Below are 18818 nucleotides of genomic sequence, written 5' to 3'. Positions count from 1 at the left end.
ACCGGGTCAGGCGGTGCGGAGGCCGTCGAGGGCGATGCGCACGATGTCGGCGCCGAGACGGTCGCCGTCGACGCCGCCGCCGGGGCGGTACCACTCCACGACCGAGTTGATCATGCCGAACAGCAGACGCGCGGCGACCGCCGCGTCGACATCGTCGCGCACGTCGCCCTCGGCCTGCGCTTCGGCGACCAGGGCGGTCACGCGGTGGTCGAAGAGACGCCGCCGCTCGAGGGCGGCCTGCTCGACCTCGCTGTTGCCCCGGACCCGCAGGAGCAGGGTGACCGCGGGAAGCTGCGCCACCAGGACGTCGGTCGCCCCGGTGAGCACGAAGCGGAGGCGATCGGATGCCGCGCCCTCGCGGGCGCCGGGCTCATCGAGCACGGCCTCGAGCCCGCCGAGAGCCGCCTCGAGCGCCACGGCCAGCAACTCCTCTTTCGAGGAGAAGTGATGGTACAGCGCGGACTTCGTCAGCCCGAGTCGGCGGGCGAGGTCGGACACGCTCGTCGCGTCGTACCCCTGCTCGTTGAAGAGCTGCACGGCCACGGCGAGCAGACCCTCGCGGTCGTAGCCCGGACGCCCCCGGCGCGCGGGGGCCTCGGCGGACGCGCCGGAGTCGTCGGCGGTCGCGGGCGTCGTCACGGGATCGGCGGGCACGGATTCAGTGTGTCACTCCAGCAGAGCGGGGGAGTCCGCGTGCAGCAGAGCACGCGCCGCGTTTCCGATCACGGCACTGTACGTCGGGTAGGCGAAGCGCACACCGGCGAGGGTCGAGACGTCGATGCCGGCCGCCATCGCGGTGGTCACCGATTGGATGACCTCTACGGCGTTCTCCCCCACCGCGTGAGCCCCGAGCACGAGCTCGCGGCGACGATCGGAGATGAGCATGAGGAACCCGCGTTCCCGGTCGTCGATCACCGCACGGTCGAGATCGGCGAAACGCGCAGTCGCCACGACGCACGAGGGGTCGCGGTCACGCGCCTGCTCCTCGGTGAGGCCGACGCCCGCGTAGTCGGGGTCGGTGAAACCGCCCGCGGGGAGAAGGTGGTGGGGCGTTCGCCGGTTGGCGCCGAGCACGGCGTTCTCGGCCGCCGCTTCGCCCTCGAACTGCGCCGCCTGCACGAGCATGTCGCGGCCGTTCGCGTCGCCGACGGCGAGGATGTGCGGCACGATCGTGCGGAAGTAGCGGTCGACCGGGATCGCGGAGCGCTCGACCTGGACCCCGGCGTTCTCGAGGCCGAGGTCTTCGACATCGGCGGGCCATCCGGTCGCCATGATGACGACCTCGGCATCGACGGTGCGCGATGCGCCGTCCTCGCGCCAGGCGAGGGTGAGCGAGCCGTCCTCGGCGCGGTCGATGCGCTCGACCGTCTCGATCCCCGTGCGTACGTCGACCCCGTGCTCCGTGAGCGATTCGGCGATCACGCGCGAGATGGAGGCATCGGATGCCATGAGCACCCGAGGCGCGACATCGAGCAGCGTGACCTCCGCGCCGAACGAGCGGAACACCGTCACCAGTTGTGCGCCGGTGTTGCCCGCACCGATGACCACGACGCGCCGGGGCAGCTCGGCGAGAGTGAGCACGTCTTCGGGAACCGTCGCGAGCTCGGCCCCGGGGATCGGCAGGCGACGGGAATGGCCGCCCACGCAGACGAGGATCGAGTCCGCGCGGATTCGTCGACCGCTGTCGAGGACGAGAGTGTGCTCGTCCGCGAAGCGCGCACGTCCCTCTTGCACGAGATCCACCCCGGCTTCGGCGAAGCGTTCGGCCTCTCGTTTGATCGAGCGCACGGCATCCACCCGCTCATGCACCCTGGAGACCACGGCCGACCAATCGACGCGGGGCTCTTCCACCACGATGCCGTAGTCGTCGGCGGAGCGGGGTCTCGCGCATGAGGCGCGCGGCCTTCGCGAGGACGCGCGTGGGTACGCACCCGGTGTTGACGCAGGTGCCGCCGACACGACCGGCCTCGAGGACGACGACGGATGCGCCGAGTTCTGCGGCGCGAAGGGCGGCGGCGGTCCCGGCGGGACCGGCTCCGATCACGGCGATGTCATAGCTGTCGGCGTCGTGGCTCACGGTGGTCCTCCCGGGTCGAGAGCCCCAGTCAATCCCGCGCCGACGACCTGACCTCGGGGCTTGCGCCGCGGGTCAGAACCCCTCGTAGATCTGGGTGGGCGTGAGGCCCGTGCCGCCCAGGGCGTGGACGCCGGGGGCGGGGTGCAGCTCGAAGGAGTGGCCGTCGTGCAGGAGCACGGCCGTGTAGTCCCCTCGCGTATCGAGCTTGAGCTCGAAGCGTCCCGTGTCGATGAGGCGCAGTGTGACCACGGCGCCGCTGCGCGCGACGAAGCTGACTTCTTTCTCTCGCGCGTTCGGCAGGGGGATGACCGGCTCATCCGTCGCGGGCGTCGGCGAAGAAGAGGGAGTGCGTGCGTCGGCGTCCATCCGGTGAGTCTGTCACGCGGGGAGGGGCGCGGGGCCGGGACGAGCCCGGGCGTGCGCCGTCAGCGCCCGTCTCGCCAGGAGTGCCGCGGCTCGTACCCGAGCAGCCGGCGCGCCTTGTCGATCGAGAGAAGCGTCGTGTTCTCGCCCAGGTCGCCGTGGATCGCGACCCCCGGGAACACCTCGGCCACGAGTTGGGCGTTGGGGCGCGTCATGACCGTGTCGGCCGCCGCGATGATGAAGGTGTCGAAGCCGGCCGGGGCGGTCTGGAGAGCGCTCTCCACGGCCTGCGCTCCGTCGCGGGCGTCGATATAGCCCCACAGGTTCCACTTCCGGGTGCGCGCGTCGTCGTCGAAGGGGAATTCGGCGTAGTCCTCGGTTACCATCACGTTCGAGAACCGCAGCGCCGTGATCGACAGGTCGGGGTTCCAGCGCACCAGCTCCACCGCCAAGCGTTCCTCGAGGGTCTTCACGAGGGAGTAGACCGACTCGGGCCTCGGCGCGTACTCCTCGTCGACGGGGATGTACGGAGGCGGCACGTCGAAGGGCAAGCCCAGCACGGTCTCGCTCGAGGCGTAGACGATCTTGTGGATGCCCAGACGCGTGGCCGCCCAGAAGACGTTGAAGGTGCTCGTCATGTTGTTGTGGAAAGTGGCGATGTCGGAGCGGATGCCGGGCGCCGGGATCGCAGCGAGGTGCACGAGGGCGTCGAAGCCGTCGTGCTGGTCGTTCACCGCGGTCAGGGCGTCGACGACCTGGCCGTAGTCGGTGAGGTCGACCTGGACGAAGCCCGGGCCGCGCTCGCCGCGGACATCGAGGCCGATGACGTCGTGGCCGGCGGAACGCAGCTCGCGTGCGACGACGGTGCCGAGCTTTCCGGACGAACCGGTGAGGGCGATGCGCATGAGTGTCCTTCGGGGTCGGGGTGGGATCGACGATATCGGCGCCCACCGACATCGGGCGGGTGGGTTGACCGCCCCGACCGAAGACGCCGCGCGGTCGGCGTGTACCGATCCCGCGGGCGGAACGTCCTGCCACGCGGAAGGTCCATTCGTCAAGATCCCGGCGCCGTGGGGGCCCGGGGTGTTTCGCTATGTGGACGCTGTCGATTCGTGAAATGTCACGGTCCGACGCGAACGATCGCCGACAGGAACCTCGATGCCCTCTTTGTCCTCCGCCACCGACGCGTTTCTCGCGTCGCGTGCGGCTGACGGCGACCAGATCGCCTTCGGGGTGCTGGTGAGACGGCACGCGCCGTTCCTCGTCGCGTTCGCGACCAGGCTGACCGGCTCGCGGGCCGATGCCGACGATTGCGTGCAGGAGGCGCTCATCACGGCGTGGCGACGTCTTCCGGATCTCACCGACCCCGAGAAGGTGCGAAGCTGGCTCACGACGATCGTGTCGCGCAAGGCCACCGACCGCCTCCGCTCCCGCAAGATCTCGGAGGAGATCGACGAGGAGATGGTCTCGGGTCGTGACGACCCGGAGCGCGCCGTTGTGGCATCGTCGCAGATGGACGCGCTCAAGAAGATCCTCGGAGAGCTCCCCGAGGAGCTGCGTGTGGTGTGGGTGCTCCGCGAGGTCGGCGGGCACAGCTACGACGAGATCGCCGTCGAGGTCGGCGAATCCGCCGCCACCGTGCGCGGACGCCTCGCGCGAGCCAGGAAGACGGTGTTGGAACGCATGGAGGAGTGGAGGTGACCCCAGTGAGCGAGCACAACGATGACATCGGGGGGTCGGGCTACTCCCTCGAAGACCTCTCCGCCTACCTCGATCGCGGACGCATCCCCCGCATCCCGGCGATCGAGCGCAACGCGCAGTGCCAGGCGGTTCTGGCGTCGATGGAGCGGATGGGGCGACTCTCCCGCGAGATCGTGGACGAGCAGGCGGCGGAGCCGATCTCGGAGTCCTGGTACGACAGCATCATGCGCGAGGTCATGCGCGAGTTCCGAGCGGGCCGAGACATCCCGCTTGCGCGCGCCGACGACGGCACCGAGCTGGTCGTGACCGAGGGTGCTCTCTACGAGCTCATCCGCACGGTCGGAGACGGAATCGAAGGACTGCTGATGGGACGCGTCCGACTCGATCAGCCGGAACCCGACGCTCCTCTCGACGTCCGCGTGACGGTCAGCGTGCGCTTCGGTCGCGCGATGAGCCCCGCGGTCGAGGAGATGCGCGAAGGCATCCGCTCGGCCATCCAGCGACACGGCGACCTTCGGGTCGGACGCGTGGACGTGACCGTCGGCGACGTCCACCTCGACGAGGGGGAAGATTCATGACGACCATCTCCGCAGCGGAGCTGGCGCCCCGCATCGATCTGGCCGTGACCGCCGTCGAGGGTGTGCGCGAGTGCTATTCGGCGCGTCCGGTCTTAGCCCGCGCCGTCGAGCACGTCACCGACGTCGAGGGTTCTCTCGCCGAGGTCGAGGAATCCGGCGGCACCCGTGCCATCACCGTCTGCATCGGCGTCTCCTCCGACGACGACGCTGCCGTGGTCGCGGCCGCCGTCGCCACCGCGGCGCGCGGCGCCGGCGAGGACGAGACCCCGTCTTCGATCCGGGTCCGCGTAGCGCGCCTGGTCGCCCCGCCTTCCTGAGCGGGTTCCGGCCGAGAAGCGGTCAACCGGCTTACGCTGGAGGAACCGCCCACTCGTCCCCGGAGGCCGAATGTCCACGCCGCCCGTCATCGCCGTCACCGGATCCACCGGAGCCGTAGGGGGCCGGGTCGCGCGAGACCTCGCCGCCCGCGGCATCCCTCAGCGTCTGCTCGTTCGCGACGCTTCTCGGGCTCCCTCGCTCGGAGGAGCCGAGGTGCACGTCGCCCGGTATTCGGACGCGGATGCCACCCGCGCGGCCCTGGAGGGGGTCGACACGCTCTTCATGGTGTCGGCGTCCGAGACAGCCGACCGCGTCGAGCATCACCGCACCTTCGTCGAGGCCGCCGCGGCCGCGGGCGTCCGATCGATCGTCTACACCTCGTTCTTCGCCGCCGCGCCGGACGCCGTCTTCACGCTGGGGCGCGATCACGCAGCGACCGAGGAGATCATCCGCGCCTCGGGCATGCGGCACACCTTCCTGCGCGACAACTTCTACATGGACATGATGGAGCTCTTCGCCGGTGACGACGGGGTCATCCGGGGTCCCGCCGGAGACGGGCGCTGCTCTCTCGTCTCGCGCGCCGATGTGGCGGCCACGGCGGTAGCGGTGCTGCTCGATCCCGATGCGCACGCCGACGTCACCTACGACCTGACCGGCCCCGAGGCCCTGACCCTGACCGAGGTCGCCGAGAAGATCTCGGCGGTGCGCGGTCATCGGGTGCGTTTCGTCGACGAGACGGTCGACGAGGCATATGCCTCGCGAGCGGCGTTCGGGGCCCCGCGGTGGCAGGTCGACGCGTGGGTGAGCACGTACACGTCCATCGCGAGCGGCGATCAAGCCGCCGTCTCGAACGACGTCGAGCGCGTTACCGGCCGCCCCGCGCAGAGTTTCGAGGAGTTTCTCGGCGCCGTGTCATGACCGGGTGTCCCTCGGGTATGCTGGCGGCGTGCTGACCTGTCGCTGTTGTCGCTGAACGCTCCGCGTTCTTTTCGACGACCCCGTCAGCCGCGCCCGTATCGGGTGCATCAACCTCCAGGACTCCATCGTGCGTTACGCCCAGAGCGTCGCCGACCTCGTCGGCAACACCCCCCTCGTCCGTCTTTCTCGCGTCACCGAGGGCATCGCCGCCACGGTCCTCGCGAAGATCGAGTACTTCAACCCCGGCGGCTCCGCCAAGGACCGCATCGCGGCCAACATCGTCGACGCCGCCGAGCGCGACGGCCTGCTCCAGCCGGGCGGAGTGATCGTGGAGCCCACCAGCGGCAACACCGGGGTCGGGCTCGCGCTCATCGCGCAGCAGCGCGGCTACCGCTGCGTCTTCGTGGTGCCCGACAAGGTCGCCGAGGACAAGCGAGCGGTGCTGCGCGCCTACGGCGCCGAGGTCGTCGTGACGCCGACGAACGTCGAGCCCGACGACCCGAACTCTTACTACAGCGTGTCCGACCGTCTCGTGCGTGAGATCCCGGGTGCGTTCAAGCCCAACCAATACGCCAACCCGAACGGCCCGCGCAGTCACTACGAGACCACCGGTCCCGAGATCTGGCGCGACACCGACGGTCGGCTCACGCACTTCGTCGCGGGCGTCGGCACGGGCGGCACGATCAGCGGCACCGGCCGCTACCTCCGCGAGGTCGCGGGCCCGGCCGTTCGTATCGTCGGCGTCGATCCGGTCGGCTCGATCTACTCGGGCGGCGACATCCACGGCTACGACGTCGAGGGCGTCGGCGAGGACTTCTGGCCCCCGGCCTTCGACCCGACTCTCGTGGACGGCTACGAGCGCGTCTCGGATGCCGAGTCCTTCGCCATGACCCGTCGCCTCGCCCGCGAGGAGGGCCTGCTCGTGGGCGGGTCCAGCGGAATGGCCGTCGTCGGAGCCCTCCGGGTCGCGCGGGATCTCCCGGCAGACGCCGTGGTCGTCGTCGTGCTCCCCGACCACGGTCGCGGTTATCTCAGCAAGATCTTCGACGACGACTGGATGATCGAGCGCGGCTACGACGTTGCACCCGTGGCATCCCTTCTTCCGACCCCTTCCGAGGAGCACTCCGCATGAGCACCCACGACGCCGCCCGCGGCTTCGACAGCCTCGCCGTCCACGCCGGACAGGCGCCCGACGAGACCACCGGCGCCGTGATCCCGCCGATCCACGTCTCGACGACGTATGCGCAGGACGGGATCGGCGGCCTCCGCGGCGGCTACGAGTACGGTCGCAGCGGCAATCCCACGCGCACCGCGCTCGAGACGCAGATCGCCGCTCTCGAGGGCGGCCCCCGGGCGCTGTCGTTCGCCTCCGGTCTCGCCGGTGAGGACGCCCTGCTGCGCGCCGCGCTCGTCCCGGGAGACGAGGTCCTCCTCGGCAACGACGTCTACGGCGGCACCTACCGGCTGCTGGCGCGGGTGCTCGGTCCCTGGGGGATCACCCTCCGTGTCGTCGACATGAGCGACCTGGATGCCGTGGCCGCCGCCATCGCGGAGCGCGCACCGCGGATGGTCTGGGTCGAGACCCCCAGCAACCCCATGCTGCGGATCACCGACATCGCCGGTCTCGCCCGGCTCGGGCACGAGGCCGGGGCGATCGTCGTGGTGGACAACACCTTCGCCTCGCCGGCCCTGCAGCGACCGCTGTCGCTCGGCGCCGATGTCGTGGTGCACTCGGCGACCAAGTACCTCGGCGGGCACAGCGACGTCGTGGGCGGGGCGCTGGCCTTCGCCGACGCGGAGCTCGCCGAGAAGGTGCAGTTCCTGCAGTTCGCCGCGGGAGCGGTGTCGGGTCCGTTCGACGCATACCTGACCACGCGCGGCATCAAGACGCTCGCCGTGCGCATGCAGCGCCACAGCTCGAACGCGCAGGCCGTCGCCGAGCACCTCGCCGGCCACGACCGTGTCGCGCAGGTGTACTACCCGGGTCTGCCCTCGCACCCCGGGCACGAGCTGGCGGCGCGCCAGATGAGCGGTTTCGGGGGCATCGTCTCCCTCGCTCTCGCCGACGGCCCGACCGCCCGCCGCTTCGCGGAGTCGACGCGTCTGTTCACGCTCGCCGAGTCGCTCGGCGGCGTCGAGTCGCTCGTCAACTACCCCGATGCCATGACCCACGCCTCCGTGCGCGGTACCGAACTCGCGGTGCCCGACACGATCGTGCGCCTGTCGGTGGGGATCGAGTCGGTCGACGACCTGGTCGCCGACGTCGACCAGGCGCTCGCCTCCCTCTGAGCGGGAACGCTCCAGGCGCGTCTCTTTTCACGCGCCGGCCTTCGCACGCGCCGGCCTCCGCGTGCGCCTGCCGCGGGCGCCGCGCCGGCCCGGTACTCACGCATAAACGCGATCCGCGCCCATAAACGCGTGGAGAGAGCGTTTACGGGCGCGGATCGCGTTTATGGGCGTGCCTCGTCCGGGAGGGAAGCGGGTCAGCGTTCGGCGCGCGCCAGGTTCTGCGTGAGCTCGTCGGCGTTCTGACGGACGACGTACGCCGGCTGGTCGCGCTCGACGCGCCAGCTCTCGCTGAGAGGTCCGACGTTGACGGTGTCGAAACCGAACTCGTCGTAGATGCGGGTCACGAGGGCGACGGCCTCGTCGGAGTCGCTCGAGGTGGCGAGGGCGCGACGGTTCTCGGTGCCGGCGGGGGAGCCGTCGGTGAGGATGTCGGCGGCGGGGATGTGGTTGAACGCCTTGACGACGATCGACTCGGGCAGGTGCTTCTGCAGCATTTGCGACGTGGTCGTCTTCTTCTCGTCGAGTTCGGCGATGTGTCCGTCGCGCTCGAAGTAGTAGTTGTTGGTGTCGAGAACGGTCTTGCCGGCGAGGGGAGCGGCGGGCACGGCGTCGATGGCCTTCAGCGGGACGGTGACCACGACGATGTCGCCGGCCTCCGCGGCATCCTGTGCCGTGGCGGCGCGCGCCTTGTCGCCCACTTCGGCGACGAGGTCGGCGAGGGTCTCCGGTCCACGGGAGTTCGCGATCACGACGTCGTAGCCGTTCTTCGCGAAGCCCCTGGCGAGGGCCGAGCCGATGTGTCCTGCTCCAATGATTCCTACGGTAGTCATGGAGGCTCAGAACCGATTCGGATGCCACCGCATTCCCTGGGCCTCGCTGAACATTCAGCGGCTTAAATAACTAGCAGGGCGAGTTATCAGTGTCAACCGGTCCCCGCCCGGGAACGGCGGGATTTATCGTCATCTTGTCGCACCCTCACGCGAGTGGTCGCAGTCCGGTGTTCGGGTCACCGTCCTGCTTGACCTGTGAGGGCGACGGCCCCCGGTGGACGCGGCTTCGGACCACCGGGGGCCGCTTTCTTCTCCCGCCTCGTCCGGGTGGGGGGGCGCACCGGTGGGACACTGGATGCCGGCGGGATCGGCCCCGCCCCGACCCCGAGGAATCGCTTCGTGACGACCGCCATCCGCCCGCCCCGCACCGCCCGCTTCTACGCCGTCTGCGTCGGCGTGGGTCTGCTCGCGGGACTCATGTCGGGCCTTTTCGGTGTGGGCGGCGGCACGGTCATCGTTCCTCTGCTCGTGCTCCTGCTCGGCTTCGACCAGCGCCTCGGCGCGGGAACCTCTCTCGCCGCGATCGTTCCCACGGCGTCGGTCGGTGTCATCACCTACGCCGTCGACGGGCACGTCGCATGGCTGCCGGCCCTCATCCTCGCAGCGGGGGCCGTGGGGGGAGCGCAGATCGGCACCTGGTTGCTGCCCAAGCTCTCGCAGACGGCCCTGCGCTGGGCCTTCGTGGCCTTCCTCCTCGCGGTGATCGTGAGCCTCTATTTCGTCATCCCCTCTCGCGACGCCGAGCTCGAACTCACCTGGATCACCGGCCCCGGGCTCGCGGTGCTCGGTGTGATCACCGGCATCCTCGCGGGACTCCTCGGCGTCGGCGGCGGGATCATCGTCGTCCCCGCCCTGCTGCTGTTCTTCGGAACCAGCGACCTCGTCGCCAAGGGCACCTCGCTGCTCATGATGATCCCGACCGCGGTGTCGGGGACGATCGGAAACCTCCGCCGCTCGAACGTCGATCTGCCGGCGGCGCTCTGCGTCGGGCTCGCCGCCTGCGCCACGACCGCCGTGGGCGCGCAGATCGCCAAGGCGGTCGACCCCTTCGTCGCCAACGTGCTGTTCTCGATCTTCCTCGTCTTCATCGCCTCGCAGATCGCCGTGAAGGCCGTGCGCGGCCGCCACCAGCGCTGACCCACCCCGGTCCCACGGGCCCGCTCGGTAGACTGGGGGCGTGCCCGTGAACCCCGAACTCGTCGGTCGAGTCTTCCCGCCGACCGCTCCTTACCTGGTCGGCCGCGAGAAGGTGCGCGAGTTCGCCCGCGCCGTCTTCGCCGATGCCCCGCAGCACTCGGACCCCGAGGCCGCCCGTGCCCTCGGGTACGCCGATGTGGTGGCTCCGCCGACCTTCGCGATGGTCGTCCAGGACCTCGCGCTCCAGCAACTGCTCGCCGACCCCGACTCGGGCATCGAGCTGTCGCGTCTCGTGCACGCGGAGCAGCGCTTCCGCTACACGCGACCGATCGTCGCGGGCGACGAACTCGTCGCGACGCAGTCGGTCACCGGCATCCGCACGATGGGCGGCAACGCCATGATCACGAGCGAGGCGGAGATCGTGGATGCCGACGGCGCCCACGTCGTGACCACCATCAGCGTCCTTCTCGCCGGGGAGGCCGGAGCATGAGCGCGTTCACCGTCGGAGACGTCATCGCCGAGCGTTCGGTGCACCTGACCCGTGAGTCGCTCGTTCGCTACGCGGGCGCCTCGGGCGACTTCAACCCCATCCACTACCGTGACGACGTCGCCGCAGCGGTGGGCCTGCCCGGTGTGCTCGCGCACGGCATGCTCACGATGGGGATCGCTGTGGGCACCCTCGCCGAGGCGCTGGGCGACAGCGGACGCATCGCCGAGTACGGCGTGCGTTTCACTCGCCCCGTCGTGGTCGACCCCGAGACCGGAGCCGACCTGCACGTCAGCGCCAAGGTCGCGGCCGTCGACGACGAGACCGCGCGCATCGACCTCACCGTGACGTTCGCCGAGACCACCGTGCTCGGCAAGGCGCAGGTGCGGGTGCGGTTGTCCTGATGCCCGAGGTCGCCCCCGTTCCCCTTTCGCAGTTGACCACCCTCCGCACGGGGGGTGAACCCGCCCGTCTCATCGAGGCCACGACGCCCGACGAACTGGTCGGTGCCCTTCGCGAGGTGTGGATGCAGGGCAAACCGTGGTTCGTCCTCGGCGGCGGGTCGAACCTGTTCGTGGGCGACGAGCCGTTCGAGGGCACCGTGATCCGGGTGCGGACGACCGGCATCGAAGAGCTTCCGGGGTCGAGCGCCCACACGGTGCGCCTCAGGGTGCAGGCCGGCCACGACTGGGACGCCCTGGTCGCCGAGACGGTGGAACGCGGGCTCGCGGGGATCGAGGCGATGTCGGGCATTCCCGGCACGGTCGGCGCCGCGCCCGTGCAGAACGTCGGAGCCTACGGCCAAGAGATCGTGCAGACCCTCGTCGAGGTGGAGCTGATCGACGAGTCGACGGGCGAGGTCTCGACCGTGCCGGCTACGCAGCTCGGCCTGGGTTTTCGCACCTCGGTGCTGAAGCACCACTACGGGTCGGTGCCCGAGCGGCCCGCGGTCATCCTGTCGGTGACGCTCGAGCTCGAGCGGGTCGGCGCAGAGGAGCGGCCCATCGCGGGAGACCAACTGCGCGGTGCCCTGGGCCTCGAGCCCGATCAGGCGGTGTCGCTGCGGTGGATCCGCGACCACGTGCTCGCGACCCGAGCTCGCAAGGGCATGGTGCTCGACGCCGAGGACCCCGACACTTGGAGCGCCGGCTCGTTCTTCCAGAACGCGATCGTGTCGGAGACCTTCGCGCGCACCCTTCCCGCGCAGTGCCCGAAGTGGCCCCTCGCGCCGGTGCTCGACCCGGTGACGGTCATCCCGCTCGCCGCCTTCGACGGCATCCTGCCCCCACCCCCCATCGTCACGCGCGACGTCAAGGTGAGTGCGGCGTGGCTGATCGAGAACGCCGGGCTCCACCGGGGCTTCCGGTTCCCGCGCTCGCGCGCGGGCCTGTCGACCAAGCACACGCTCGCGCTGACGAACCGCGGCGAGGCGACGGCGGCCGAGATCGCCGAGCTCGCCCGCTTCGTGCAGAACCGTGTGGCTTCGGAGTTCGGCCTCGTGCTGCAGCCCGAGCCCGTCCTGGTGAACGTCGAGCTCTAGCCCCCGACCTGCTGGCCCGGTCGTGCTGTGCCGTCCGGCGGAGTTCGTGGGTGACGCGCCGGGTCCGGATGCCGTGGGATCGGCGTGTCCGTCTCGGTCTCCGCAGCACGGTCCGGTCCGCCTCGATTCCTGCTGGCCCGGTCGTGCTGTGCCGTCGGGCGGAGTTCGTGGGTGACGTGCCGGGTCCGGATGCCGTGGGATCGGCGTGTCTGTCTCGGTCTCCGCGGAACGGTCCGGTCCGCCTCGATTCCTGCTGGCCCGGTCGTGCTGTGCCGTCGGGCGGAGTTCGTGGGTGACGTGCCGTGCCGGATGCCGTGGGATCGGTGTGTCTGTCTCGGTCTCCGCGGAACGGTCCGGTCCGCCTCGATTCCTGCTGGCCCGGTCGTGCTGTGCCGTCGGGCGGAGTTCGTGGGTGACGTGCCGTGCCGGATGCCGTGGGATCGGTGTGTCTGTCTCGGTCTCCGCGGAACGGTCCGGTCCGCCCCGGTTCCTGCTGGCCCGGTCGTGCTGTGCCGTCGGGCGGAGTTCGTGGGTGACGTGCCGGGTCCGGATGCCGTGGGATCGGCGTGTCGGCGACGATCTCCGCGCGACGGTTCGGAGTGAGAGCGCCGGCGCGGCGTCCCCCCGAACGCCGCGCGATGGTCGACGAACGGCGGTGCCGGTCACCGCGACGGGCGACCGGCACCGCCGGACGTCAGGACTCAGGCGAACAGGCGCTGGAGGCGCTGGATGCCCTCGAGGAGCTGGTCGTCACCCAGGGCGTACGACAGACGCAGGTAGCCGCTCGGGCCGAAGGCCTCGCCGGGCACCACGGCGACCTCGGCCTGCTCGAGGATGAGGTCGGCGAGCTCGAGCGAGGTGGTGGGGGTGACGCCGCCCCACGAACGGTTCAGCAGGCCGCGCACGTCGGGGTAGGCGTAGAACGCGCCGAGCGGGTTGGGCACCTCGACGCCGTCGATCTTCGCCAACTCCGACACGATCAGCTTCCGACGGCGGTCGAAGGCGAGTCGGAACTGCTCCGCCTCGTCCTGCGGTCCGTCGAGGGCGGCGGCCGCGGCGATCTGGGCGACGTTGTTGACGTTGCTCGACAGGTGCGACTGCAGGTTGCCGGCGAGCTTGATGGCATCCGCCGGTCCCACCATCCAGCCCACGCGCCATCCGGTCATGGCGTACGTCTTCGCGACGCCGTTGACGAGGATGGTCTGCTCGGCGAGCTCGGGGACGGCCTCGACGATCGAGACGGCCCGTGCGCCCTCGTAGGTGAGGTTCTGGTAGATCTCGTCGGTGATGACCCAGATGCCGTGCTCGAGAGCCCAGCGACCGATCTCGGCCGTCTCTTCGGGGGTGTAGACCGAGCCCGTGGGGTTCGAGGGCGACACGAAGACGAGCGTCGTCGTCTTGTCGGTGCGCGCGGCCTCGAGCTGGGCGACCGTGACCTTGTAGTCCTGGTCGGCACCGGCGAAGACCTCGACGGGAGTGCCCTCGGCGAGGGCGATGGCCTCGGGGTAGGTCGTCCAGTAGGGAGCCGGCAGCAGCACCTCGTCGCCGGGGTTCACCACGGTCTGGAACGCCTGGTACACCGACTGCTTGCCGCCGTTGGTGACGATGACCTGCGACGGCGCGACCTCGAGGCCCGAATCGCGCAGCGTCTTGGCGGCGATCGCCTCACGCAGCACCGGAAGACCGGCGGCCGGCGTGTACCGGTAGTTCTTGGGGTCCTGCAACGCCTTCGCCGCGGCGTCGACGATGAAGGACGGGGTGGCGAAATCGGGCTCTCCGGCCGCGTACGAGATGACCGGTCGGCCGGCGGCCTGGAGGGCCTTGGCCTTGGCATCGACCTTCAGGGTCGCGGACTCGGCGATGGCGGACAGCTTGCGGGAGAGCGGGGCGCGGGAAGTCACGGTTCCGAGCCTACTGTTCGCGCTCGCTCCCGCCGAGGGGTATGACCTCGAGCGCTGCGTGCGGAAGACGAAACACGGGTCCACTACCGTGGCGGGGTGATCGCTGAAACCCCCACGTTGTTGCCCTCTCGTCGACGAGGTCTGGGAACTCTCGTCCGCTTGGGGGTGGCGACCCTCATCGTCGGTCTGGCGACCGGTCTCGCGGTGCTGCTCCTGGTCTTCATCGTCCACTCCCTCGAACACCTCGTGTGGGGTCACGAGGAGGGCCCGTTCCTGGACGGTCTCGCATACCCCTCGGTCTGGTGGCTCCCGATCGTGACGGTCGGCGGCGCGGGTGTGGTGGCCGCGCTCGGGTGGTACCTGCTCCGTCGCTTCGGGCGCAAGCTCGCCACCGTCGAGCAGGGGGTGGACGGATCCCGGATGCCGTTCTGGGAGACACTCCTCGACACCGTCATCCAGGTCGGTTCGGTCGCGATGGGAGCCTCGATCGGCAAGGAGGTCGCCCCGCGCGAGCTCTCGGCCATGGCGGGATCGAAGATCGTCCGCTGGTTCCGCCTCGACGCGCGCTGGCGCCGCATCCTCATCGCCTCCGCCGCGGGCGCCGGTCTCGCCGCCGTCTACAACGTGCCGCTGGGGGGCGCCCTGTTCGCGGTCGAGATCCTCCTCGCCCAGTTCAGCGTGGGCGCGGCCGTCGTCGCCCTCAGCGTCAGCACGATCGCGACCCTCGTCGCCCGCCCCCTCGTCGGCGAGGAGTCGCTGTACCATGTGGCATCCCTCGGGGTGAATCCGTCCCTCCTGGTCGCAGCCCTGCTCATCGGGCCGCTGATGGGGTGGGGAGCCTCGAGCTTCGCGGCCGTGACCAAGAAGCTCTCGAGGTTCCGGCCCACGGGCTGGAAGATGCTCGTGGTGCTGCCGCTCACCTTCACCGCGGTGGGAGCACTGGGCGCGGCCTTCCCGCTCATCCTCGGCAACGGCCGGGCACTGGCGACCGCGGGTTTCGACCTGTCGCAACCGGCGCTCCTCCTGCTCGCCCTCGCTGTGCTGAAGTACGTCGCGACCACCGTCTCACTCGGCTCCGGCGCGATCGGCGGCACACTGCAGCCCTCCGTCGCGATCGGCGCGGCACTGGGGGCGGCGGCCGCCGCGGGGTGGGCGGTCATCTGGCCGGGTGCCGACGGCACGGCCCTGGCGATCGTCGCGGCGGCGGCGTTCCTGGCATCCAACATGAGAGCGCCGTTCACACCGCGATCGCGCTGATCATCGAGTTCACCGACACCGGCTTCACGCTGCTGCTGCCGATCTTCCTGGCCGTCGCGGGCTCGCTCGCCGCTTCGCGGCTCACCTCGCGCGAGAGCCTGCGCGGCTTCGCGCCGATGGATCCGGCTCGCCCCTAGAACCGGGCGCCGCGCGGCGGGGGATCGACCGGGTCCTCGCCGAACGGGTGCAGATCGTCCGGCCGTCGTCGCGCCACGCGAGCCCCCTTTTCGAAGCGGGGCGGGGGCTCGCGCGACGCGGCCGGCGTCAGTCGAGGTACTTCGCGTACGCCGGCAGGGTGAGGAACGCCGGGAATTCCGGTCGCAACGCCACCTCGCGGAACACCGCTGCGGCGTCGTCGAAGCGGTCGCCGTTCGAGCGGGGCACCTCGGCCAGCACCTCGTCGAGCAGCCCCTCGACGAACGCTCGGGTGATCGCGGTGCCCTCGGCGGTCTCGCGATCCTGGTGGATCCACTGCCAGATCTGCGAGCGCGAGATCTCGGCGGTCGCGGCATCTTCCATGAGGTCGTCGATCGCCACCGCGCCGAGCCCCCGCAGCCACGCTTCGATGTAGCGGATCGCCACCGAGACGTTGCCGCGTACACCCGCCGTGGTCACCGGCAGGCCGATGCGCAGGTCGAGCAACTGCCGGGGTTCGACCGATACGTCCTCGCGCAGGCGCTCGAGCTGGTTCTCGCGCTCGCCGAGCACCTCGTCGAACTCGGCGCGGGCCACCGGGATGAGGTCGGGGTGCGCGACCCACGTGCCGTCGAAGCCGTCGCCGGCCTCGCGCCGCTTGTCGGCGGCGACCTTCTCGAACGCGGCCTCGGTCACCTCGGGTCGGCGGCGGTTGGGGATGAACGCGCTCATACCGCCGATCGCGTACGCGCCCCGCTTGTGGCAGGTGCGCACGAGCAGCTCGGTGTAGGCCCGCATGAACGGCACCGTCATCGTCACTTCGCTCCGGTCGGGCAGGACGAACCGCGCCCCGCGCCCGCGGTAGGTCTTGATGATCGAGAAGATGTAGTCCCAGCGCCCGGCGTTCAGTCCCGCGCAGTGGTCACGCAGGGCGAAGAGGATCTCCTCCATCTCGAAGGCCGCGGGCAGCGTCTCGATGAGCACGGTCGCGCGGATCGTGCCGTGGGCGAGGCCCAGACGCTCCTCGGTGAACGAGAACACGTCGTCCCAGAGCCGAGCCTCTTCGGCCGACTCGATCTTCGGCAGGTAGAAGTACGGCCCCCGACCCGCGGCGATCAGCGCGTGGGCGTTGTGGAACGCGTACAGCCCGTAGTCGACGAGCGATCCGGATGCCGGCAGCTCGCGGCCCGCGCGATCGACGAACGTCAGATGCTTCTCGGGCAGGTGCCATCCACGCGGGCGCATCACGATGGTCGGCGTGCGCTCGGCGGTCACTTCGTAGCGCTTGCCCTCGGGGCTCGTGAACGACAGCTGCCCGCGGATCGCGTCGAACAGCGAGAGCTGACCGCCGATGACGTTGCGCCAGGTGGGGGAGGTGGCATCCTCCTGGTCGGCCAGCCACACCCGCGCGCCGGAGTTCAGCGCGTTGATGGTCATCTTCGGATCGGTGGGGCCGGTGATCTCGACGCGGCGGTCTTCCAGTCCGGGACCGGCCCCCGCCACACGCCACGACGGGTCATCGCGGATGTGCGCGGTGTCGGCGCGGAAGTGCGGGTCGTCGCCCGTGCCGATCTCGAAGCGGCGGCGCTCGCGCGCAGCGAGCCGGTCGTGCCGGCGTCGGGCGAAACGGTCGTGCAGCTCGATGAGGAAGGCGAGGGCCGCGGGCGTGAGGATCTCGCCGTCGCGCCCTTCGAGCGAGCGCTCGAGACGCAGGTGCGGGGCGGATGCCGGGGTGCTCGGCATCCGTGATCCTTCGGTGGAGGTGGGCGGGGGAGAGGTGATGAGGGTCATGGTCGTGGCTTTCTGTGCGTGGTGCCCGCTCTCCTCGCCCGCTGTCCGGTGCGACCCGTGCTGAGTGTCCAAGAAACCCGGACGAATTCTCGAAAGGTCCGGGTGTTCTGGACACTCAAGCCCGGATCGCGACCAGGGCGGGGCGGGGAAGGGGTGGGGAAGAGAAGAGAGGGTCAGTGAAACTGGGCGGTTTCCGTCGAGCCGGCCAGGGCGAGGGTGGCGCTGTCGGGATTGAGCGCGGTCGAGACGACGTCGAAGTAGCCGGTGCCCGCTTCGCGCTGGTGGCGCGTGGCGGTGTACCCGTGGACTTCGGCGGCGAACTCGGCCTCCTGCAGTTCGACGTACGCGCTCATGGCGCGTTCGGCGTAGCCGCGGGCGAGGTCGAACATCGAGTGGTTGACGGCGTGGAAACCGGCCAGCGTGATGAACTGGAAGGCGTAGCCGACAGCGGCCAGGTCGGCCTGGAACGTGGCGATCTGCTCGTCGTCGAGGTGCCGCTTCCAGTTGAAGCTCGGCGAGCAGTTGTACGCGAGCTTCTTGCCCGGGTAGCGGGCGTGGATCGCCTCGGCGAAGCGGCGGGCGAGCTCGATGTCGGGCTCGCCGGTCTCGACCCACAGCAGGTCGGCGTACGGGGCGAAGGCGAGGCCGCGCGCGATGACCGAGTCCAGCCCAGGACGAACGCGGTAGAAGCCCTCGGTCGTTCGCTCACCGGTCAGGAACTCGGCGTCGCGCGGGTCGACGTCGCTCGTGAGCAGGTCGGCGGCCAGGGCGTCGGTGCGCGCGATGACCACGGTCGGCACTCCGGCGACGTCGGCGGCCAGACGCGCGGCGTTCAGGGTGCGGATGTGCTGCTGGATCGGCACGAGCACCTTGCCGCCGAGGTGACCGCACTTCTTCTCGCTCGCGAGCTGGTCTTCCCAGTGGATGCCGGCAGCTCCCGCCTGGATCAGCGACTGCGCGAGTTCGTAGGCGTTGAGCGGCCCACCGAAGCCCGCCTCGGCGTCGGCGACGATCGGGGCGAGCCAGTCCCGCGTCATCTCGCCCTCGGCGCGCTCGATCTGGTCCTGACGCAGGAGGGCGTTGTTGATGCGGCGGACGACCGCGGGGACCGAGTTCGCGGGGTACAGGCTCTGGTCGGGGTAGGTCTGGCCGGCCAGGTTCCCGTCGGCGGCGACCTGCCAGCCCGACAGGTAGATGGCCTTCAGCCCCGCGCGCACCTGCTGCACGGCCTGGCCGCCGGTGTAGGCACCGAGTGCGCGGACGTACTCCTCGGTGTGGATGAGGTTCCACAGGTTCTCGGCCCCGCGACGGGCGAGGGTGGACTCCTCGCGGACACTGCCGCGGAGGCGGACGACGTCTTCGGCCGAGTAGGTGCGCTCGATACCGTCCCACCGCGGGTCGTTCTCCCACGCGGCACGGATCTCGTCGGCGGTCTCGGTCTGGTCGCCGGGACGCAGGGGCTGCGGGGCGGGGGTGGCCTGGATCGTCATGAGCGT

General features: G+C 70.4%; 20 protein-coding genes. 11 read left to right on the top strand and 9 right to left on the bottom strand.

The features are described 5' to 3' along the window. Nucleotides 1-6: 6 nt before the first annotated feature. From QE416_RS01840 to QE416_RS01820, 5 genes are all read right to left on the bottom strand, one after another. Nucleotides 7-654, bottom strand: coding sequence for a TetR/AcrR family transcriptional regulator (locus tag QE416_RS01840; RefSeq protein ID WP_267787968.1), 648 nt, complete (start codon nt 652-654; stop codon nt 7-9). Between the two features lie 12 nt (nt 655-666). Beyond that, entirely contained in the window at nt 667-1821 is a 1155-nt protein-coding gene (locus QE416_RS01835) for an NAD(P)/FAD-dependent oxidoreductase (protein ID WP_307313033.1), read from the bottom strand. Then, nucleotides 1802-2077, bottom strand: a complete 276-nt coding sequence (locus QE416_RS01830) for an FAD-dependent oxidoreductase (protein ID WP_307313032.1) — start codon at nt 2075-2077, stop codon at nt 1802-1804. The genes QE416_RS01835 and QE416_RS01830 overlap by 20 nt, the downstream gene beginning before the upstream one ends. 72 nt (nt 2078-2149) lie before the next feature. Continuing rightward, nucleotides 2150-2443, bottom strand: coding sequence for a hypothetical protein (locus tag QE416_RS01825; protein WP_307313031.1), 294 nt, complete (start codon nt 2441-2443; stop codon nt 2150-2152). Nucleotides 2444-2502: 59 nt separating this feature from the next. Then, the gene (locus QE416_RS01820) at nt 2503-3345 is read right to left on the bottom strand and encodes an NAD(P)-dependent oxidoreductase (RefSeq protein WP_307313030.1); all 843 of its coding nucleotides are present in this window, start codon (nt 3343-3345) and stop codon (nt 2503-2505) included. Nucleotides 3346-3598: 253 nt separating this feature from the next. Between QE416_RS01820 and QE416_RS01815 the strand changes: the two genes are divergently transcribed. The 6 genes from QE416_RS01815 (at nt 3599) to QE416_RS01790 (ending at nt 8244) form a co-directional block, all read left to right on the top strand. Continuing rightward, nucleotides 3599-4141 (top strand): RNA polymerase sigma factor, encoded by a 543-nt coding sequence (locus tag QE416_RS01815; RefSeq protein ID WP_267787961.1) that lies wholly within the window; start codon nt 3599-3601, stop codon nt 4139-4141. Between the two features lie 5 nt (nt 4142-4146). Continuing rightward, the gene (locus tag QE416_RS01810) at nt 4147-4719 is read left to right on the top strand and encodes a hypothetical protein (RefSeq protein ID WP_267787959.1); all 573 of its coding nucleotides are present in this window, start codon (nt 4147-4149) and stop codon (nt 4717-4719) included. Then, nucleotides 4716-5036 (top strand): hypothetical protein, encoded by a 321-nt coding sequence (locus tag QE416_RS01805; RefSeq protein WP_267787957.1) that lies wholly within the window; start codon nt 4716-4718, stop codon nt 5034-5036. The genes QE416_RS01810 and QE416_RS01805 overlap by 4 nt, the downstream gene beginning before the upstream one ends. Before the next feature lie 70 nt (nt 5037-5106). Beyond that, nucleotides 5107-5955, top strand: a complete 849-nt coding sequence (locus QE416_RS01800; protein WP_307313027.1) for an SDR family oxidoreductase — start codon at nt 5107-5109, stop codon at nt 5953-5955. A 127-nt stretch (nt 5956-6082) separates the two neighbouring features. Further along, on the top strand, nt 6083-7087 hold the full coding sequence (locus QE416_RS01795) for a pyridoxal-phosphate dependent enzyme (RefSeq protein ID WP_210073249.1): 1005 nt from the start codon (nt 6083-6085) through the stop codon (nt 7085-7087). Continuing rightward, nucleotides 7084-8244: a cystathionine gamma-synthase gene (locus QE416_RS01790; protein WP_307313025.1), complete on the top strand. Its 1161-nt coding sequence runs from the start codon at nt 7084-7086 to the stop codon at nt 8242-8244. The genes QE416_RS01795 and QE416_RS01790 overlap by 4 nt, the downstream gene beginning before the upstream one ends. Nucleotides 8245-8438: 194 nt before the next feature. Here QE416_RS01790 and QE416_RS01785 read toward each other — a convergent pair whose 3' ends face one another. Then, on the bottom strand, nt 8439-9074 hold the full coding sequence (locus QE416_RS01785; protein ID WP_307313023.1) for an NADPH-dependent F420 reductase: 636 nt from the start codon (nt 9072-9074) through the stop codon (nt 8439-8441). A 339-nt stretch (nt 9075-9413) separates the two neighbouring features. Between QE416_RS01785 and QE416_RS01780 the strand changes: the two genes are divergently transcribed. The 4 genes from QE416_RS01780 to QE416_RS01765 are packed head-to-tail and all read left to right on the top strand — an operon-like array spanning nt 9414 to nt 12238. Continuing rightward, the gene (locus QE416_RS01780; RefSeq protein WP_307313022.1) at nt 9414-10211 is read left to right on the top strand and encodes a sulfite exporter TauE/SafE family protein; all 798 of its coding nucleotides are present in this window, start codon (nt 9414-9416) and stop codon (nt 10209-10211) included. Nucleotides 10212-10251: 40 nt separating this feature from the next. Beyond that, nucleotides 10252-10701 carry a MaoC family dehydratase N-terminal domain-containing protein gene (locus QE416_RS01775; RefSeq protein WP_307313021.1) on the top strand — a complete coding sequence of 150 codons (450 nt, stop codon included), beginning with the start codon at nt 10252-10254 and terminating at the stop codon, nt 10699-10701. Then, nucleotides 10698-11102, top strand: coding sequence for a MaoC/PaaZ C-terminal domain-containing protein (locus QE416_RS01770; protein ID WP_210073257.1), 405 nt, complete (start codon nt 10698-10700; stop codon nt 11100-11102). The genes QE416_RS01775 and QE416_RS01770 overlap by 4 nt, the downstream gene beginning before the upstream one ends. Continuing rightward, nucleotides 11102-12238 (top strand): UDP-N-acetylmuramate dehydrogenase, encoded by a 1137-nt coding sequence (locus QE416_RS01765; RefSeq protein ID WP_307313020.1) that lies wholly within the window; start codon nt 11102-11104, stop codon nt 12236-12238. The genes QE416_RS01770 and QE416_RS01765 overlap by 1 nt, the downstream gene beginning before the upstream one ends. A gap of 701 nt (nt 12239-12939) precedes the next feature. On the opposite strand, the gene QE416_RS01760 is transcribed toward QE416_RS01765, so the two are convergent. Beyond that, nucleotides 12940-14139: a pyridoxal phosphate-dependent aminotransferase gene (locus QE416_RS01760; protein ID WP_267787948.1), complete on the bottom strand. Its 1200-nt coding sequence runs from the start codon at nt 14137-14139 to the stop codon at nt 12940-12942. 96 nt (nt 14140-14235) lie between these two features. Between QE416_RS01760 and QE416_RS01755 the strand changes: the two genes are divergently transcribed. Continuing rightward, entirely contained in the window at nt 14236-15396 is a 1161-nt protein-coding gene (locus QE416_RS01755; RefSeq protein WP_307313018.1) for a chloride channel protein, read from the top strand. 264 nt (nt 15397-15660) lie between these two features. Here the strand turns inward: QE416_RS01755 and aceB are convergent, their stop codons facing one another. Together aceB and aceA are read right to left on the bottom strand one after the other, a co-directional pair. Then, nucleotides 15661-17274 (bottom strand): malate synthase A, encoded by a 1614-nt coding sequence (aceB, locus tag QE416_RS01750; RefSeq protein WP_373458875.1) that lies wholly within the window; start codon nt 17272-17274, stop codon nt 15661-15663. 221 nt (nt 17275-17495) lie between these two features. Next, entirely contained in the window at nt 17496-18812 is a 1317-nt protein-coding gene (aceA, locus tag QE416_RS01745; RefSeq protein ID WP_307313014.1) for an isocitrate lyase, read from the bottom strand. Nucleotides 18813-18818: the final 6 nt, after the last annotated feature.

Source organism: Microbacterium sp. SORGH_AS_0421 (assembly GCF_030818635.1).
Lineage (GTDB): Bacteria > Actinomycetota > Actinomycetes > Actinomycetales > Microbacteriaceae > Microbacterium.
This window is presented reverse-complemented; position numbering and strand designations above follow the sequence as displayed.

Excerpts from the sequence above, each read along its gene's own strand:
- QE416_RS01825 (WP_307313031.1), bottom strand. The coding sequence starts at position 2,443 with ATGGACGCCGACGCACGCACTCCCTCTTCTTCGCCGACGCCCGCGACG.
- QE416_RS01820 (WP_307313030.1), bottom strand. The coding sequence starts at position 3,345 with ATGCGCATCGCCCTCACCGGTTCGTCCGGAAAGCTCGGCACCGTCGTC.
- QE416_RS01815 (WP_267787961.1), top strand. The coding sequence starts at position 3,599 with ATGCCCTCTTTGTCCTCCGCCACCGACGCGTTTCTCGCGTCGCGTGCG.
- QE416_RS01805 (WP_267787957.1), top strand. The coding sequence starts at position 4,716 with ATGACGACCATCTCCGCAGCGGAGCTGGCGCCCCGCATCGATCTGGCC.
- QE416_RS01800 (WP_307313027.1), top strand. The coding sequence starts at position 5,107 with ATGTCCACGCCGCCCGTCATCGCCGTCACCGGATCCACCGGAGCCGTA.
- QE416_RS01790 (WP_307313025.1), top strand. The coding sequence starts at position 7,084 with ATGAGCACCCACGACGCCGCCCGCGGCTTCGACAGCCTCGCCGTCCAC.
- QE416_RS01785 (WP_307313023.1), bottom strand. The coding sequence starts at position 9,074 with ATGACTACCGTAGGAATCATTGGAGCAGGACACATCGGCTCGGCCCTC.
- QE416_RS01770 (WP_210073257.1), top strand. The coding sequence starts at position 10,698 with ATGAGCGCGTTCACCGTCGGAGACGTCATCGCCGAGCGTTCGGTGCAC.
- QE416_RS01765 (WP_307313020.1), top strand. The coding sequence starts at position 11,102 with ATGCCCGAGGTCGCCCCCGTTCCCCTTTCGCAGTTGACCACCCTCCGC.
- aceB (WP_373458875.1), bottom strand. The coding sequence starts at position 17,274 with ATGCCGAGCACCCCGGCATCCGCCCCGCACCTGCGTCTCGAGCGCTCG.
- aceA (WP_307313014.1), bottom strand. The coding sequence starts at position 18,812 with ATGACGATCCAGGCCACCCCCGCCCCGCAGCCCCTGCGTCCCGGCGAC.